This is a genomic window from Gardnerella sp. KA01001 (assembly GCF_049244025.1).
Classification (GTDB): Bacteria; Actinomycetota; Actinomycetes; order Actinomycetales; family Bifidobacteriaceae; genus Bifidobacterium; species Bifidobacterium swidsinskii.
This window is the reverse complement of the sequence record NZ_CP058366.1, coordinates 1,522,686-1,537,957: the sequence shown is the minus strand read 5'-3', so window position 1 is coordinate 1,537,957 and position 15,272 is coordinate 1,522,686. Positions and strand designations below refer to the sequence as shown.

Annotated in this window: 19 protein-coding genes; all 19 read left to right on the top strand. The window is 40.8% G+C overall.

Features of this window, described 5'->3' with window-relative positions; all coding sequences use genetic code 11:
* Complete coding sequence (locus HXT59_RS06275) at nucleotides 1-2,832, top strand: phage tail protein (RefSeq protein ID WP_421784287.1); 2,832 nt, start codon at nucleotides 1-3, stop codon at nucleotides 2,830-2,832.
* Between the two features lie 10 nt (nucleotides 2,833-2,842).
* Nucleotides 2,843-3,055, top strand: a complete 213-nt coding sequence (locus tag HXT59_RS06270; RefSeq protein ID WP_257983762.1) for a hypothetical protein — start codon at nucleotides 2,843-2,845, stop codon at nucleotides 3,053-3,055.
* Entirely contained in the window at nucleotides 3,036-3,317 is a 282-nt protein-coding gene (locus HXT59_RS06265; protein ID WP_421784286.1) for a toxin, read from the top strand. Before HXT59_RS06270 ends, HXT59_RS06265 begins: the two co-directional genes overlap by 20 nt.
* A gap of 13 nt (nucleotides 3,318-3,330) precedes the next feature.
* Nucleotides 3,331-3,627 (top strand): hypothetical protein, encoded by a 297-nt coding sequence (locus HXT59_RS06260; protein ID WP_064340490.1) that lies wholly within the window; start codon nucleotides 3,331-3,333, stop codon nucleotides 3,625-3,627.
* Nucleotides 3,627-3,839: a hypothetical protein gene (locus HXT59_RS06255; RefSeq protein ID WP_020757763.1), complete on the top strand. Its 213-nt coding sequence runs from the start codon at nucleotides 3,627-3,629 to the stop codon at nucleotides 3,837-3,839. The genes HXT59_RS06260 and HXT59_RS06255 overlap by 1 nt, the downstream gene beginning before the upstream one ends.
* Nucleotides 3,840-3,853: 14 nt before the next feature.
* Nucleotides 3,854-4,447, top strand: coding sequence for a hypothetical protein (locus tag HXT59_RS06250; protein ID WP_064340489.1), 594 nt, complete (start codon nucleotides 3,854-3,856; stop codon nucleotides 4,445-4,447).
* A 9-nt stretch (nucleotides 4,448-4,456) separates the two neighbouring features.
* Entirely contained in the window at nucleotides 4,457-5,020 is a 564-nt protein-coding gene (locus HXT59_RS06245) for a hypothetical protein (protein ID WP_233186102.1), read from the top strand.
* Nucleotides 5,017-5,436: a phage holin family protein gene (locus HXT59_RS06240; RefSeq protein ID WP_064340487.1), complete on the top strand. Its 420-nt coding sequence runs from the start codon at nucleotides 5,017-5,019 to the stop codon at nucleotides 5,434-5,436. The genes HXT59_RS06245 and HXT59_RS06240 overlap by 4 nt, the downstream gene beginning before the upstream one ends.
* The gene (locus tag HXT59_RS06235; RefSeq protein WP_421784285.1) at nucleotides 5,429-6,349 is read left to right on the top strand and encodes a GH25 family lysozyme; all 921 of its coding nucleotides are present in this window, start codon (nucleotides 5,429-5,431) and stop codon (nucleotides 6,347-6,349) included. The genes HXT59_RS06240 and HXT59_RS06235 overlap by 8 nt, the downstream gene beginning before the upstream one ends.
* Before the next feature lie 165 nt (nucleotides 6,350-6,514).
* Nucleotides 6,515-6,700, top strand: a complete 186-nt coding sequence (locus HXT59_RS06230; RefSeq protein WP_020757758.1) for a hypothetical protein — start codon at nucleotides 6,515-6,517, stop codon at nucleotides 6,698-6,700.
* 2 nt (nucleotides 6,701-6,702) lie between these two features.
* Nucleotides 6,703-6,993 carry a hypothetical protein gene (locus HXT59_RS06225; protein WP_421784284.1) on the top strand — a complete coding sequence of 97 codons (291 nt, stop codon included), beginning with the start codon at nucleotides 6,703-6,705 and terminating at the stop codon, nucleotides 6,991-6,993.
* A complete protein-coding gene (locus tag HXT59_RS06220; protein WP_421784283.1) occupies nucleotides 6,986-8,116 on the top strand; it encodes a DUF2800 domain-containing protein in 1,131 nt (376 codons plus the stop codon). Before HXT59_RS06225 ends, HXT59_RS06220 begins: the two co-directional genes overlap by 8 nt.
* Nucleotides 8,117-8,120: 4 nt before the next feature.
* The gene (locus HXT59_RS06215) at nucleotides 8,121-8,669 is read left to right on the top strand and encodes a DUF2815 family protein (protein ID WP_075523955.1); all 549 of its coding nucleotides are present in this window, start codon (nucleotides 8,121-8,123) and stop codon (nucleotides 8,667-8,669) included.
* A 185-nt stretch (nucleotides 8,670-8,854) separates the two neighbouring features.
* Nucleotides 8,855-10,831 carry a DNA polymerase gene (locus tag HXT59_RS06210; RefSeq protein WP_421784282.1) on the top strand — a complete coding sequence of 659 codons (1,977 nt, stop codon included), beginning with the start codon at nucleotides 8,855-8,857 and terminating at the stop codon, nucleotides 10,829-10,831.
* A gap of 55 nt (nucleotides 10,832-10,886) precedes the next feature.
* Nucleotides 10,887-11,297: an RNA polymerase sigma factor gene (locus HXT59_RS06205; protein WP_103043206.1), complete on the top strand. Its 411-nt coding sequence runs from the start codon at nucleotides 10,887-10,889 to the stop codon at nucleotides 11,295-11,297.
* Nucleotides 11,284-11,496, top strand: a complete 213-nt coding sequence (locus tag HXT59_RS06200; RefSeq protein WP_103043205.1) for an SHOCT domain-containing protein — start codon at nucleotides 11,284-11,286, stop codon at nucleotides 11,494-11,496. The genes HXT59_RS06205 and HXT59_RS06200 overlap by 14 nt, the downstream gene beginning before the upstream one ends.
* A 61-nt stretch (nucleotides 11,497-11,557) precedes the next feature.
* Nucleotides 11,558-13,150 carry a recombinase family protein gene (locus HXT59_RS06195; RefSeq protein WP_103043204.1) on the top strand — a complete coding sequence of 531 codons (1,593 nt, stop codon included), beginning with the start codon at nucleotides 11,558-11,560 and terminating at the stop codon, nucleotides 13,148-13,150.
* On the top strand, nucleotides 13,120-13,530 hold the full coding sequence (locus HXT59_RS06190) for a recombinase family protein (RefSeq protein ID WP_103043203.1): 411 nt from the start codon (nucleotides 13,120-13,122) through the stop codon (nucleotides 13,528-13,530). Before HXT59_RS06195 ends, HXT59_RS06190 begins: the two co-directional genes overlap by 31 nt.
* A complete protein-coding gene (locus tag HXT59_RS06185) occupies nucleotides 13,527-15,104 on the top strand; it encodes a recombinase family protein (RefSeq protein WP_421784281.1) in 1,578 nt (525 codons plus the stop codon). The genes HXT59_RS06190 and HXT59_RS06185 overlap by 4 nt, the downstream gene beginning before the upstream one ends.
* Nucleotides 15,105-15,272 lie beyond the last annotated feature (168 nt).

Below are 15,272 nucleotides of genomic sequence, written 5' to 3'. Positions count from 1 at the left end.
TTGTACAGAATAACTCTTGATGAAACAGCCTTGTATTATCCGGGCGACACTAAGAATGTTCTTCTTGACGCGACGCTTAACGTGGAGCTTAACACTGCAGGCACGCTTGTGTTTACGTGTCCGAAAGAAAATCCCTGCTATGAGAAGTTTTTTAACAGAAAATCAGTGGTGAGCGTGTATCGAGGTGAGAAAGAAATTTTTACCGGAGAGGTAAGAGAACAGGAGAAAGACTTAAACCAAAACAAGAAAGTAGTATGCGCAGGTCTTTTAACGTATCTTGCAGACAGTATTCAGCCGCAGAGAGAATATCATGATCATACACCTTACCAACTGTTGGAAAAATTCCTAAACATTCATAACGAGCAGGTGGATGATAGGAAGAAGATTCATATCGGAAAAGTCAGCGTGACAGATCCCAATAATTCCTTGTACAGGTTCACCAATTTTGAAACCACGCTTGAAGCGATTATGGGAAAAATGGTTGATAAGCTGGGAGGATACTTAAAGCTAAGACGAGAAAAAGACGGGCTGTACCTTGATTATCTTTGCTTGGAAGAAATGGGTAAAATGGCGAAACAGCCGGTTGAGTTCGGGTTGAACCTGCTTGATTATACTGAAAACTTATCGGCAGAAGATGTTTCTACAGCGATTATTCCTTTAGGTAAAGAACTGGAAAGTGAAAACAGCAAAAACGAGGTTCTTAAAAAATACACTGATATTACAAGCGTTAATAATGGGAAGAATTATCTTGTTTCCACTCAGGCCAAGAGCGCGTTTGGTTGGGTTTGTAAAGTCGTTAGATGGGATGATGTTGCTGTTCCTGAAAACCTGTTACGTAAAGCCTCTCTTTGGCTTAAAGATAATCAGTTCGAACAGACAGAGCTTAACTTAAGCGCGGTTGACTTATCCGAGTTTGACCTTGATTTTGAAACTATTGAATGTGGAGACAGAGTTAGGTGCATAGCATCACCTTTTGGCATGGATCGGGTATTTCCCGTGATGAGACAGTCTATTCCATTGCAAAAACCCGGTGAGATGAAAATCGTCCTGGGCAGTCAAACCAGACGAAGCTACGTGCAAAGCTCGCATGATAGTGTGCAAAGCCTGCGTGAAGAAAGCCTTGCAACAAGAAAAATAGACAATGAGCGCGTGCAAAGTGAAATCAACAATATTAAAGCACAGATGAACATCACCTCAGGCGGCTACAAGGTAACAGAATATGATGATTCAGGCAGGTGGCTAAGAGACCTTTATATGGATACGCCTGATAAGAATACTGCTACGAAAGTATTACAGGTTAATATGAACGGGATCGGCGGAAGCCATAACGGTTTTGCAGGACCTTACAATACGGCGATTACTTTAGACGGGCGTGTTTACGGAGATAGAATTATCGGGCATTCGATTGATGCGGAAAAACTTTCAGTTTCTTACACTTCACAGGTGGAAAAGCAGATTAGTAACGCAAAACAGGAAGCTATTTCTGATAATGATGAGAAACTTAAACGCTACTATACGATAAACGAGGTTAACACCAAGTTTTCCGTAACGGATCGAAAGATTGAATCAAGTGTTGAAACAGTTAATCAAAAACTGGAGCAGAAAAACGGTAACTATTACGGCACGTATACTCCCTACTCTTCTAATGCTCCGGCTAACTCTTGGACAAGCAGAAGTGAGAAGTTAAACCACGTGGGAGATTTTTTCTTCGACACTCAAACAGGCTACGCCTACAGGTATCGGGTTAAAAGAGACTGCTTAGAGATTAAGTTTAACAGTAATTGCCGTACGGAAAGCGCAAACTATGATTGGGTGGAAGTTTTCTATGAGTCTGAGGGTAAGATTCACGTTTTACCGAAACTCGGCGGTGCGGACATAGCAGATAAAAGCATCTTTGTGCCAAGCAATACGTTTTGGCTTTATTTTAGAAGCGATGGCTCAAGCCATGATTATTACGGTTTTAAGATTGATGCGATAAGAAAAAGCGGTTCAAGAAAAGAAGTTGAAGATAGTTTAGCGGTTTTACCTAACGATGCCGGAAACATAATAGAACTGTCAGGCAGCAACTATCCTGAGTCAGAGCATGATCCGTATCAGGATAATACGAGAAAACTATGGCGGTATACGTCAAATGAGAGTCTTGACAGCTACCTGGAGTTTGACTGGGTTAGAGTCAGTGACAAAGACATTCAGGCGGCTAAAGATACAGCTGACAGAGCTATATCTAAAGTTTCTATTGTTGAAGACTCGATTACTTCCATGGTGAAAAAGGGTGAGTTCGGTTCGTTTATGCGGCAAAACTACAACAGTTTTCTGATTGGATTTAACGAGTCAAGCAACTATGTTCAAATCACTGCAGGACAAATAGGTCTTTACAATGGCTCAATTGACCAGTATCACAAGCGTGCAGTCTTTGATGAAAGCGGTAACCGTTTCTATCGTGAAGGCTCATATGTCGGCATGATCGGCACGAATCATAAACGTTACGTTGAAGAGTGTAAGGGTCTTGAGTTTGATTTGAGTTACGAGGGTCAATATATGGCTTTCGCACAACAAAAATCATCAAATCATGACGAGCTGAACACCATGCTTTGTTTTTCACGCTCAAACGGTATGTATGACGAGTATGGCTTGCATTTAGGCTGCAACTTTTATGCCCACGGTTTCAAGGTTATAAAACCGCAGTGGGAAGAAGGATTTGGAACTACGGCCACCATTCATTATGTGCAGGTGCTTGATGTGGATGAGTACGGCAAAGTAAGAAGATGGGGTGAAAACGGGCGCATGGTATTTAAAAACGGTATCCTCATGGACTTGACTTTCTACAACTAAGGAGATGAATATGGCAGAACTTATTATTAACACAAACGAAGTTGTGATAAACGAAGGTACTAAAAACAGTGACATAAAAGTCGCTAAAACTGTTGATGAGAGTATGGAACTAGAGCAGTTTATCAGCAACAGTAAGTACGCAAAAATGATAGAAGACATCAATCACAAACTGGATATTCTAATCGAGGAAAAGGAGGTGGAAGATGGAAAAGCCGACCATTAACTATGCGATAGCTACACAGAAGTTTAGAGCGAAGTTAAGCGATGAGATAGTGTCTTTGCAAAAAACTATCCCTATCCCGACCTACATGGTTGAAGGGATAATCGCATCAGTTTTAGCTGACATACGCTCAGCTCTGATAGCTGAAAACACGATGGAACATGTTGCTTTTAGTGAGGAAAACACAAAGTATTACGAAGAACAGTTAGAAAAACTAAACGAGGAAATCCTAAAACTTAAAGCAGAAAAAGAAGAAAAACCATAAGGAGGAAAGCCTTATGTATAGAGGAACAACACCTACAAACGTGTTCAGGACAGATGTGGATTTAGAAAACGCATCTGTCCTTTTTGTTAGCTATAAGCAAAACGGAAAAGTTGTTTTAGAAAAAAGCTTAGAGGATGTGAGTATTAAAAAGACGCTTGTAACAGTAAATCTCACGCAGAAAGAAACACTTTTGTTTCAAGACGGTATTGTCACGATTCAAATCAGAGCCAAGTTTCCCGACAACACGGCTATCGCTTCAAATCTGATACGAACAACAGCTGAAGAAATAGTAAAGGACGGTGAGATTTAATGGCAGAACTACAGGCAAGTTTTAAACACAATACAGATATGAGCGCATCTTTTGAAAGCATCATAAAAGTAACAGGCGAAGAAACAACGGATTACAACAGGCTTACTAACCTGCCGAAAATTAACCAAGTAAAGCTTATAGGCAATAAAACGCTTTTAGAGCTGGGACTTTGCTCTATCAGCAATATTGAACTCGAAGAATTACTTAAATAAGGAAGGAAATTATTATGCAAACTAAATTTTTAGATAACAACGGACTTTTATACGTTTGGAAGAAAATCAAGGAAAGCTTTGTGAAAAAAGAAGAGCTGACAAAAGCTTTGGAAACAGTGCCGAAGAAAGTTGCGGATTTAAGTGATGCGGCAAACTATGCACAAGTATCTTCAGTGCCAACCAAGGTGGAAAACCTGACAGATGCGTCAGAATACGCGAAGAAAACCGACATTGTGACAAACGTAGAAAATCTTCAAGGCATTGACGCGTATGCGAAAACAAGTGCACTACCGACAAAAGTAGAACAGCTGGAAGACGCAGCGAATTATGTGAAAAAGACAGACCTTACTGAAGAGGTAAAGCATCTTGTCGGCAACATTCAATCAATTGATTTTAAGGTGGTTGATAGCCTGCCTCAGACAGGTGATAAGGCAACAATCTATCTTATAAGCGATAACAAGGGCGAAAACGATGCGTATGATGAGTACATTTATGTAAACGACAGGTTTGAAAAAATCGGTACAACATCAGTTGATTTAAGCGACTATGTGAAAAAAGAAGATGTTAAAAGTATCAGCAATGAAGAAATCGATGCACTGTTTGTGTAGGTGAAGCTTATGGCAGACAAGTTTTTAGGCAAAGAAGGTTTACTTAGGCTGATAGAAAAACTGAAAGAAAAATTTGCCACACTGGACAGTCCTGCTTTTACGGGAAAACCGACTGTTCAAACACCAACCTATATACCGGACACCAGAGGAAAAGAAATCGTTAACCGTGAATACGTGGATTTCGTAACAAAGCTGCTGATACATCAGGAAATGCCTAAGCTCCCCAAGCAGTTCAAATGGGTTATTACACCTGATTCTTGGCAGGAAGTACTAGATGGTTATGTGTATGGCTTTTTTTACGAAAAATATTACAAGCCACATAAAGAACAGTACTCCAACAATGCGCAGGAACAGAATGTAGCACTTGATATAAAAATCGACTTTGAAAGACTTCCGTCTATGAGGTTTTATGGCATGGGAGATATTAAGGAGGTTTGCAAACTAACTATGGCAATCGGCAGTGATTGGCGGATTTACTGTTATGGGGATAAACCTTCAAACGAAATACCGGTAATTATTACATTTATGCAGGTAGAAGATGTAACTGATCTTATTAAGGAGGCGGTAGAATGAAAGAATTTTGGAATACACTACAGTTGGCTTTCACAGTAGTAGGCGGCTGGCTGGGATACTTTTTAGGCGGGTGCGATGGTTTAATCCTCGCACTTCTTTTATTTGTGGTAACCGATTACATCACAGGCGTGATGTGTGCGGCGATTGATAAAAAGCTCTCAAGTAGCGTGGGTTTTAAGGGCATCTTTAGAAAGGTGCTCATTTTTATGCTTGTTGGCATAGCAAACATTATAGATTTTCAGGTTATTAAGCAAGGAAGCGTGATTAGAACCGCGGTAATTTTCTTCTACCTATCTAACGAAGGACTTTCACTCATTGAAAACGCGGCTCACCTGGGGCTTCCCGTGCCTGAGAAATTAAAAAACGTTTTAGAACAATTACACGACAAAGACAGAAAGGACAATACTCATGAGTAAAAAAGGAATAGACGTATCAGTATGGCAGGGTGACATTGATTTCAACGCGGTGAAAGCATCCGGCGTTGAGTTTGTGATCATTCGAGCAGGATACGGTATCGGATGCAAAGACAAGTGGTTTGAGGAAAACTATCGTAAAGCAAAAACAGCCGGTCTTGATGTGGGAGCTTACTGGTATTCGTACGCAAGCTCTGCAGGTGAGGCGGATTTAGAGGCTCAAAGCTGCGTGAACATACTTTCAGGTAAGAGTTTTGAGTATCCTGTTTACTTTGATTTGGAAGAAAAAAGCCAGCTTAACCGTGGACGGGATTTTTGTGATTCTTTGATTACAAGTTTTTGTAACAAGCTGGAAGCTTGCGGATATTATGCAGGTTTTTACACTTCGCTTTCAGTAGCTAATAACCTTGTGTCTTCTCATGTTAGAGACCGTTACGCTTTGTGGATCGCACAGTGGAACACGCACTGTAGCTATCAAGGTTCGTATGGTCTTTGGCAATACTCGTCAAGTGGCAGTGTTAACGGGATAGCCGGAAGAGTTGACATGGATTATGCTTACGTTGATTATCCAAGCGTGATAAAAAACGCTGGGTTAAACGGGTATCAAAACGGTGGCTCTTACACTGCTCCTCAAACATCAAGCATTGATGAAGTGGCAAGAGAAGTTATTAACGGTGATTGGGGTAATGGAAATGAGCGTAAAAACCGTTTAACTTCTGCCGGATACGATTATACGAGCGTGCAAAATAAAGTTAATGAACTTCTTGGTGTTAAAGCCTATAGAAAGTCGGTTGATGAGCTTGCACGTGAAGTAATCCGAGGCACGTGGGGTAACGGCAACACACGAAAACAGCGTCTAACTCAAGCAGGATATGATTATGATGCAGTACAAAAACGAGTAAACGAACTCTTGTAAAACAGTTTGAAACACTTATAAAGCCCGAGGCTTGTTCCTACATTGGAGCAATCCTCGGGCTTTTTTTATTTTTGAAAACTTTTTTTAGAAAAACCGTCAGATTATCACCTTTCCCAAGGCTACCCCATAGAAGGGCACAAAGTCCTTTTAGAAAGGAGGCGGCACATGAAACAAAAACTTGTCGTAAGTGTTTCAAAAAAGCCTAAAGAAGATGGGCTTGCAAGTTGTAAACCTATCGGGCTGAGAGAAAAAATCATCCGATTCTTCCTCGGAAAGAAAGAAGACATCATGGTCTTTATTCCAAGTAACAGAATCGATGAAGTTGTGGTTCAAAACAAGAAAGGTGAATAAGAATGAACGAAAACACGGTAAAAAAGATAATTGGCGATCTTGAATCACTGATTTGTCACCTGAAAGAGATCGAAGGTGAAACAACACATAAGACGTCACCAAAACAAGTACCTGAAACTAAAAAGGTAAGTCTTGAACAGGTGCGAGCAGTTTTAGCAAAGCTTAGCCAGCTGGGAAAGACAGCTGAGGTTAAAAAACTCATCGTAAAACATGGTGCGCAAAAGCTCTCGGATATTCCTGAAAGCGAGTATGCGAGCATGTTGTTTGAAGCGGAGGGAATTAAAGGTGACTAAGCATGCTTTACTTTCCCCGTCTTCTGCTCACAGGTGGATTAAGTGTACTCCGAGTGCTGTTTTAGAAGAAAAGTTTGAAAACACTACTTCTATGGCGGCTGAGGAAGGAACGGCGGCACACGCGTGGTGTGAGTACAAGCTGAATAAGCTTCTTAACCGTCCGTGCGAAAAACCGTCAACAGAGTATGACTCAAACGAGATGCAGGAATACTCGGATGCTTACGTGGATTTCGTAATGGAAAAGTATGAGCAGGCAAAGCTTAACTGCCAAGATCCTATTCTTCTCATCGAGCAGAAAGTTGATTTTTCAGATTACGTGCCTGATGGGTTTGGTACAGCGGACTGCATTATTGTAGGCGATAAAACGCTGCAGGTTATCGACTTTAAGTACGGTCAAGGCGTGCTGGTGGACGCTTACGAGAATCCGCAGATGAAATGCTACGCTCTTGGAGCTTTAACGCTTTTCGACAGCTTGTACGAGATTCAAAGCGTTGAGATGAGTATTTTTCAGCCAAGACGTGACAACGTATCAACTTTCACGCTACCTGTCACGGATCTTATCTCTTGGGCTGAAAAAGTGCTTAAACCTAAAGCAGAGCTTGCTAACAAAGGCAAAGGCGAATTTGAAGCCGGTGACTGGTGCAGGTTTTGCAGGGCAAAAGCCACGTGCCGTAAACGGGCGGAAGAAAACCTTAAACTCGCAGAACTTGAGTTCAAAGAGCCATCTGTTTTAACAGATAGTGAGATTGAAGAAGTGCTCACGCTTATACCTAAGCTCACGAAATGGGCTGATGATGTTTTAGCGTATGCCACAGATTCCGCTATAAACCACGGTAAAGAGTGGTCTGGTTTCAAGCTCGTGGAAGGACGTTCAGTTCGTAAGTTTAAGGATGAGACAGCGGTTATTGAAAAAGCGAAAGCTCATGGCTTTACCGACATTTTCAAAACTAGTCTTATCGGTTTAACGGAAATGCAAAAGCTGATGGGCAAGAAAAAATTTGAGGATATTCTGGGCGACCTCATTATCAAACCGTCCGGAAAACTTACGCTCGTACCGGACTCGGATAAGCGGGCAAAAGTTAATGTTTCAAACGCAAATAACGAATTCAAAAAGGAGAATTAGTACTATGTCTAAATTAAATAACACGAAGGTTATCACCGGTAAGAACACGCGTCTTTCTTATTTCAACGGTTGGGAGCCAAAGTCTATTAATGGCGGTCCTGAAAAATATAGTGTTTCACTGCTTATTCCTAAAGATGATGTTGAAACAGTAAATGCTATTGAGAAAGCTATTGATGCTGCTATTGAGGAAGGTGTCGGCAAGTTCGGCGGTAAGAAACCAAACAAGGCTGCTCTTAAAACACCACTCAGGGACGGGGATATTGAGCGTGATGATGAAGCGTATAAAGGACACTATTTCATCAACGCGAACTCAACCACGGCTCCGCAGATTGTAGACAAGCAGGTAAAACCAATCATGGACCGCAGTGAAGTGTATTCAGGCTGCTATGCGAGGGTTTCCATCAACTTCTACGCTTTTAACTCTAACGGTAATAAGGGAGTTGCTTGCGGTCTTGGCAATATTCAAAAAATTCGAGACGGTGAGCCACTCGGCGGACGTAGCCTCGCAACCGATGATTTTACGACTTTAGAAGATGATGACTTTCTAGCATAAGGAGCATGTGAAGATGATTAGCTGGTTTGTTGGAATATTTGCTGGCGTATTGCTTCTTGATTTCGTGGTAAGAAAACTTGTCAGTCTTTATATCGAAGTCAAAAACATGCTGAACAGAAAGTAAGAAAGTCAAGGAGGTGGCGGGTTTTCTGTCACCTCTTTTATTAACTTGGAGGTGATGTAATTTGGAAAATTTGAGTGTGGATTTGGAGACGTTTTCCTCCGTTGACCTTAAAAAATGTGGTGTGTACAAGTACGCAGAATCGGATGATTTTGAGATACTGCTCTTTGGCTACAGTGTGGACGGTAGTGAAGTTAAAGTCGTTGACTTAGCGCAAGGTGAAACCATACCCGAGGTTGTGCTTTCCGCCTTAACAGATGAAACAGTAACCAAGTGGGCGTTTAACGCTCAGTTTGAAAGAATCTGCTTATCACGCTACCTGCGAGATAAAGGCATCAATGTTAACCCTGGTCAGACAGTGAAAAGTGAAGGCCTATTTTTAAATCCCTGCTCGTGGCATTGCACAATGATCTGGTCAGCCACACTGGGACTTCCCATGTCTTTGGAAAACGTGGGAACAGTACTGGGGCTTGATAAGCAGAAACTCACTGAGGGTAAGAATCTTATTAAATATTTCTGCCTGCCGTGTAATCCTACGAAAGTAAACGGTGGAAGAACAAGAAACAAGTATTTTCACGATAAGGAAAAGTGGGAGCTGTTTAAATCGTATAACAAGCGTGATGTGGAAGTTGAGATGAGTATTCAAGAAAAGATCTCACGCTTTCCCGTGCCAGACTTTTTATGGCAGGAGTTTTATCTCGACCAAGAGATTAACGACCGTGGGATAGAAATAGATCCTCTTTTCGTTGAGTCAGCCATAAGACTCGACCAGGAGGTGAAAACGCATCTCATGAGTGAGCTTAAGCATATTACCGGTTTAGAAAACCCGAACTCCGTGTTACAAATGCGCTCTTGGCTTAAAGAGCATGGTCTTGAAATGGAGTCGCTTGGTAAAAAAGAAGTCGCTAAAGAGCTTAAAACAGTGGGTAAAGAGTTGGCGGAAGTTTTACGGCTTCGCCAGCAGCTTGCTAAATCCTCGGTGAAAAAGTATACGGCGATGAAAAACGCTGCCTGCATGGATTATCGGGAGCGTGGCATGTTTCGCTTCTATGGTGCAAACCGTACCGGAAGGTTCGCGGGAAGGCTCGTGCAATTACAAAACCTGCCACAGAACCATCTGCCTGATCTAGCTGAGGCTAGAAGTCTTGTTAAACAGGGAAATGTTGAAGCGTTGGAAATGCTTTATGAGGATATTCCGGATACTTTATCCCAGCTTATACGCACTGCTTTTATTCCACGCACGGGATTTAAGTTTATTGTCGCAGACTTTTCAGCAATCGAAGCGAGAGTCTTGGCTTGGCTTGCGGGTGAAAAATGGCGTATGCAAGTATTCGCGGAAGGCAAAGACATCTACTGCTCGTCAGCCTCTCAAATGTTTGGCGTACCTGTTGAAAAGCACGGAGTAAACGGGCACCTGCGGCAGAAAGGTAAGATTGCGGAACTTGCTCTTGGATATGGCGGATCTGTTGGAGCGTTAAAAGCTATGGGAGCACTCGACATGGGTCTTAACGAGGATGAGCTGCAGCCACTTGTTGATGCGTGGAGATCATCTAATCCGATGGTGACTACACTGTGGTGGGATGTGGACAGAGCGGTAAAACAGTGTGTACACGAACACGTATCTGTGCGAACACACAATATAGTGTTCACTTACAAGAGTGGGTTTCTTATCATCAAACTGCCGTCTAAAAGATGCCTTTACTATGTGAAACCACGTGTGGAAGAAAACAAGTATGGTGGCGAATCGGTCACCTATGAGGGTGTGGGATCTACTAAAAAATGGGAGCGGCTGGAAAGCTACGGGCCTAAATTCGTGGAAAACATTACGCAAGCTATAGCTCGTGACATTCTACTTTACGCCATGCAAACGCTGAAAGAATATCGCATCGTTGCTCACGTGCATGATGAAGCCATTATCGAAACCGATAAAAGCGTGAGTGTTCAAAGCGTGTGTGAGCTAATGGGAAGAACACCACCTTGGGCAGAAGGACTTTTTTTACGAGCTGACGGCTACGAGTGCGATTTTTACAAAAAAGATTAAAAAACCGTCAGATTTTATTCTTTCCCAAGGCTACCTCATAGGAGGTGGCCTTTTTATGAATATGGAAGAACAACGCAAGGTCAAATTGCTAAGAGATGAAGGCCTTAGCTATACGCAGATTGCAAACCGAATGGATATTTCCGTTAATACGATTAAAAGCTACTGCAAACGTAACAGTCTAGGCGTAATCCAGTCTACGAAAATACAGACGGCATTATGTGAATCTTGTTCAAAACCAATCAAGCAAAACAAAGGAAGAAAAGTTAAACGTTTCTGCTCTGATGCGTGTAGAAACACATGGTGGAACAAGCATACACAGCTGGTAAAAAGACAGGCAAACTATGAGTGCACTTGTCTTAACTGCAAAAATTCTTTTATCTCTTACGGTAATAAAACCAGAAAATACTGCTGCCACGCCTGCTATATAGAACATCGTTTTGGAGGTGAGCATCATGCAAATCAGTAAGGATGTTCACGGGCTAAAGGATGTTAAAGCCAGAGCTTGGACGAAAGAGAGTATGCAGGCGGATTTTTGCTTTGAAATAGCCGAAAAACTTACCGTTTCACTCTTTAAAAAAGGGCTTATCAGCGAGCAAGAAAAAGAAAAAATAAGCCGTCTTAACAGGAAAAAATTTCACCCGTTTTACAAGGAATTATTGGGCTAAAAGCTTGATAAACACTGCTTTTAGAGTGATGTATATGACTGTAAGAAAGTGAGGTGAGATGATGAAAATGATAACAAAACTGGAAGCCAAACAGCCGGATAATTCTCTTAGAAAAATACGGGTTGCAGCATATGCGAGAGTTTCTACCGACAGTGATGAACAGCTTCTCAGTCTAGAAGTGCAAAAGGAGCATTACGAAAACTATATTAAGTCTAATCCGTACTGGGAGTATGCGGGGCTTTACTTTGACGAGGGTATTAGCGGCACGAAAATCGATAAGCGTGAAAGTCTTAAACAACTGCTTAAGGACTGTGAGAGTGGTCAGATAGACAGGGTTATTACAAAGTCTATTAGTAGGCTTGCAAGAAACACGGTTGACTGTCTTGAAATAGTTAGAAAACTTACCGGTCTCGGTATTTATTTGTATTTTGAGAAAGAAAACATTGATACCGAGCATATGAGTTCGGAGCTTATGCTTTCTATCTTAAGTTCCATTGCGCAAAGCGAGTCAAGATCTATCTCGGAAAACAGCATGTGGTCAATTCAAAAAAGGTTCGAAAACGGAAGCTATATCATTTCTTCCCCATCGTATGGCTATAAAAACGAGAACGGGAAAATGATTATCGTTCCAAAGGAAGCTGAGGTTATAAAAGACATCTTTAGTATGGCACTTTTAGGTAAAGGCGGGCATGTGATAGCTAATGAGCTGACTGCTAAAAAGATTCCCGCGAAAAGAGGAGCTAAATGGTCTTCGACTACCGTGAACGCTATTTTGAACAATAAAACATACACAGGGGATGTGATTTTTCAGAAAACATACACGGATGATAATTTTAACCGCCATAAAAACTGTGGCGAGAAAAAACAGTATGTTATTGAAAACCACCACGAGGCTATCATCAGCCATGAAACTTTTAATCTTGTGCATGAGCTGAGACAGAAGAGAAAATTAAAACTAAATATTACCGGCGGTAGTAATAAATACCTTGCTAGATATGTGTTTTCAGGAAAACTTTACTGCGGTAATTGCCATAGTAGGTTAAAGAAACACGACCGGTATAAAAAAGATGGAGCCTATGTTGTTTGGTGTTGTACCAAGCATATACGTGAAATTAAATGCTGCCCTATGAAAGCTGTAAAAGAGGAGTATGTTAAATTAGCTTTTCTTCAAATGCTTAACAAGCTCAAAGCAACATACGCTCAAATATTAACGCCTTTCATAAAAAGCTTAAGAAACGTGAATAATAAAGACGGATTAAACAAGGTTATCGAACTCGAAGAAAAAAAGCTTAAGCTGCAAGAACAAGAGCAAGTACTCAGTAAGCTTTTAGCCGGTGGCTACATTGAGATGGATTCCTACTATCTGGAAAGCAATCAGCTTCAAACGGAAATAGATACTTGTCTTAAGGAAAAACTTCAGCTTTCCAACAGCTTAAACGGTAACTTAACGCACTTAAACGAGGCACAAAAACTTCAACGGTTCGTAAGCGTCACAGAAGTATTTAGCGAGTTTAAGGACGAGAATTTTCTAGATTTCGTAGACGATGTCGTAGTTAAAAGCAGAACAGAATTTATTTTTCATTTGAAATGCGGATTGGACTTAGAAGAAGAGGTGAAAGAAACATGGCATACATCCCATATGGTTACAGAATAGTAGACGGTAAAGCGGTTATAGACGAAAAAGAAGCTCAAAAAGTGAGAGAACTTTTCCGTAAATTCTTAGAATTTGGAACGATTTCTGAAACGGCTCGAGCGGTGAACATTGATAAAACACATTCTGTAATTAGCAATATTTTGAAAAATAAAACGTACTTAGGAACATCGCTTTACCCGAGTCTTTTAGATGAAGAAACTTTTTATAAAGTTCAGCAGTTAAGAGCCAACAATTTTAGAAGAAAACCTCGTACAACAGAGCTAAAACCTTTAATTACAACAAATTTCGCGTACGAAATAGGCGTTATAGAAAAGAAATACGATGATCCTTATCGGCAAGCAGCATACGCGTACAGTCAAATCAAGGGAGGTGTAAAATGAGTGCCAACGTTACAATTATTCCACCAAGAAAAATAGCGGGGAATACGGTAGATAAGCATAAAGATAAGCCGAAGTTAAGAGTAGTAGCGTATTGTCGTGTTAGTACTGACAGTGAAGAACAGGCAACAAGTTATGACACGCAAGTTCAGCATTATACGGATTATATTTCAAGAAATCCTCTCTGGGAGTTTGCCGGCATCTACGCTGATGACGGTATTTCAGGAACCAGCACGAAAAAACGTGTCGGTTTCAACGACATGATCCACGATTGCATGAGTGGCAAAGTAGACATGGTTATCACTAAGTCGATTAGCCGTTTTGCGAGAAACACTATCGACTGTTTAAAGTTTGTTAGACAGTTGAAAGACAAAAACATTCCAATCATTTTTGAAAAAGAAAACATCAACACCATGGAAGCAAGCGGAGAACTATTGCTTACTATCATGGCTTCTTTAGCTCAACAGGAATCCGCGTCGCTTTCTCAGAATGTGAAGCTTGGACTTAAGTTCCGCTACCAGGAAGGCAAAGTGCAAATCAACCATAACTGGTTTTTAGGATACACAAAAGACGATGAAGGGAATCTTGTAATTCTTGAAAAGGAAGCACAAGTCGTAAGAAGAATCTATAGAGAATATTTAGAAGGAGCAAGCCTTAGAGATATAGCGGAGGGTCTTGAAAAAGACGGTGTTAAAAACGGTGCCGGGCATTTAAAATGGCACTTGTCTAATATTAAAACCATCTTGCAAAACGAAAAATATATTGGTGATGCTCTTTTACAAAAAACCATCACGACAGATTTTATTAACCATGTTCGTATAAAAAATGATGGAACAGAACCACAGTATTATGTAAAAGATAGCCACGCGTCTATTATTCCAAGAGATATTTTCTTTAAAGTTCAAGAAGAAATGGTAAGACGAGCCAACATGTTTAGTGGTGAGGAGAATAAAAAAAGGAGAGTTTATTCCAGTAAGTACGCTTTATCCAGCTTATGTGTTTGTTCTAAATGCGGGGATGTTTACAGAAGAATTGCTTGGAATAATCGAGGAGTGCGTTCTGTTGTTTGGCGTTGTTGTACCAGATGGGAAAATGGTCCTAGTGCTTGTGATGCTCCGACAGTAAAAGAGGAAGAGCTGCAGTCTGCTACAGTGAAAGCCATAAACAAGGTGTTTAGTATATCGGATGAAGTATTGGATACGTTGAATAACAATATTAGAGAAATTATCGCTGGCAATAACTTAAGTGAGCTTGAAACGGTTGATAAAAAAATTGCAGACAAACAGGCGATACTGCTAACCTTGCTTAAAGCTAAAAAAGACTACACGAAAATAGCCAACGAGATTGATGAGCTGAAAGGTAAGAAACAGCAGCTTCTTATAGAAAAAGCAGGTCAAGAAGATGCTAAAAGACGAATCAGAGAAATGGAAGATTTTCTGAAAAGTGAGCGTCACGAGCTTAGTGAGTATGATGAGAAGCTGGTAAGAAAGTACATCAAGAAAATAAAAGTTTACGAGGATAGGTTCAGCGTAACTTTTAAATCAGAGTTTAGTGTGAATATTGAAAGGGCATCGTAAAAGTCAAAAGAATGTGAGCGTTTGAAATGTTACAAAAGTCAGCCTAGGGGTAATCCTCTCTAGGCTGTTTTTATGCTCAAGAATCAAGCTATTAAGCCAATCTTAAACCTTTTAACGATAGCTTTTCCTATCGTTAAAAAGTGCACCCAATATCCATAGTGTGCACTC

What these genes read in the sequence shown, in the direction of transcription:
- HXT59_RS06270 (WP_257983762.1), top strand. Translation starts at nt 2,843, where the DNA reads ATGGCAGAACTTATTATTAACACAAACGAAGTTGTGATAAACGAAGGT.
- HXT59_RS06265 (WP_421784286.1), top strand. Translation starts at nt 3,036, where the DNA reads ATGGAAAAGCCGACCATTAACTATGCGATAGCTACACAGAAGTTTAGA.
- HXT59_RS06260 (WP_064340490.1), top strand. Translation starts at nt 3,331, where the DNA reads ATGTATAGAGGAACAACACCTACAAACGTGTTCAGGACAGATGTGGAT.
- HXT59_RS06255 (WP_020757763.1), top strand. Translation starts at nt 3,627, where the DNA reads ATGGCAGAACTACAGGCAAGTTTTAAACACAATACAGATATGAGCGCA.
- HXT59_RS06250 (WP_064340489.1), top strand. Translation starts at nt 3,854, where the DNA reads ATGCAAACTAAATTTTTAGATAACAACGGACTTTTATACGTTTGGAAG.
- HXT59_RS06245 (WP_233186102.1), top strand. Translation starts at nt 4,457, where the DNA reads ATGGCAGACAAGTTTTTAGGCAAAGAAGGTTTACTTAGGCTGATAGAA.
- HXT59_RS06240 (WP_064340487.1), top strand. Translation starts at nt 5,017, where the DNA reads ATGAAAGAATTTTGGAATACACTACAGTTGGCTTTCACAGTAGTAGGC.
- HXT59_RS06235 (WP_421784285.1), top strand. Translation starts at nt 5,429, where the DNA reads ATGAGTAAAAAAGGAATAGACGTATCAGTATGGCAGGGTGACATTGAT.
- HXT59_RS06230 (WP_020757758.1), top strand. Translation starts at nt 6,515, where the DNA reads ATGAAACAAAAACTTGTCGTAAGTGTTTCAAAAAAGCCTAAAGAAGAT.
- HXT59_RS06225 (WP_421784284.1), top strand. Translation starts at nt 6,703, where the DNA reads ATGAACGAAAACACGGTAAAAAAGATAATTGGCGATCTTGAATCACTG.
- HXT59_RS06215 (WP_075523955.1), top strand. Translation starts at nt 8,121, where the DNA reads ATGTCTAAATTAAATAACACGAAGGTTATCACCGGTAAGAACACGCGT.
- HXT59_RS06205 (WP_103043206.1), top strand. Translation starts at nt 10,887, where the DNA reads ATGAATATGGAAGAACAACGCAAGGTCAAATTGCTAAGAGATGAAGGC.
- HXT59_RS06200 (WP_103043205.1), top strand. Translation starts at nt 11,284, where the DNA reads ATGCAAATCAGTAAGGATGTTCACGGGCTAAAGGATGTTAAAGCCAGA.
- HXT59_RS06195 (WP_103043204.1), top strand. Translation starts at nt 11,558, where the DNA reads ATGAAAATGATAACAAAACTGGAAGCCAAACAGCCGGATAATTCTCTT.
- HXT59_RS06190 (WP_103043203.1), top strand. Translation starts at nt 13,120, where the DNA reads ATGGCATACATCCCATATGGTTACAGAATAGTAGACGGTAAAGCGGTT.
- HXT59_RS06185 (WP_421784281.1), top strand. Translation starts at nt 13,527, where the DNA reads ATGAGTGCCAACGTTACAATTATTCCACCAAGAAAAATAGCGGGGAAT.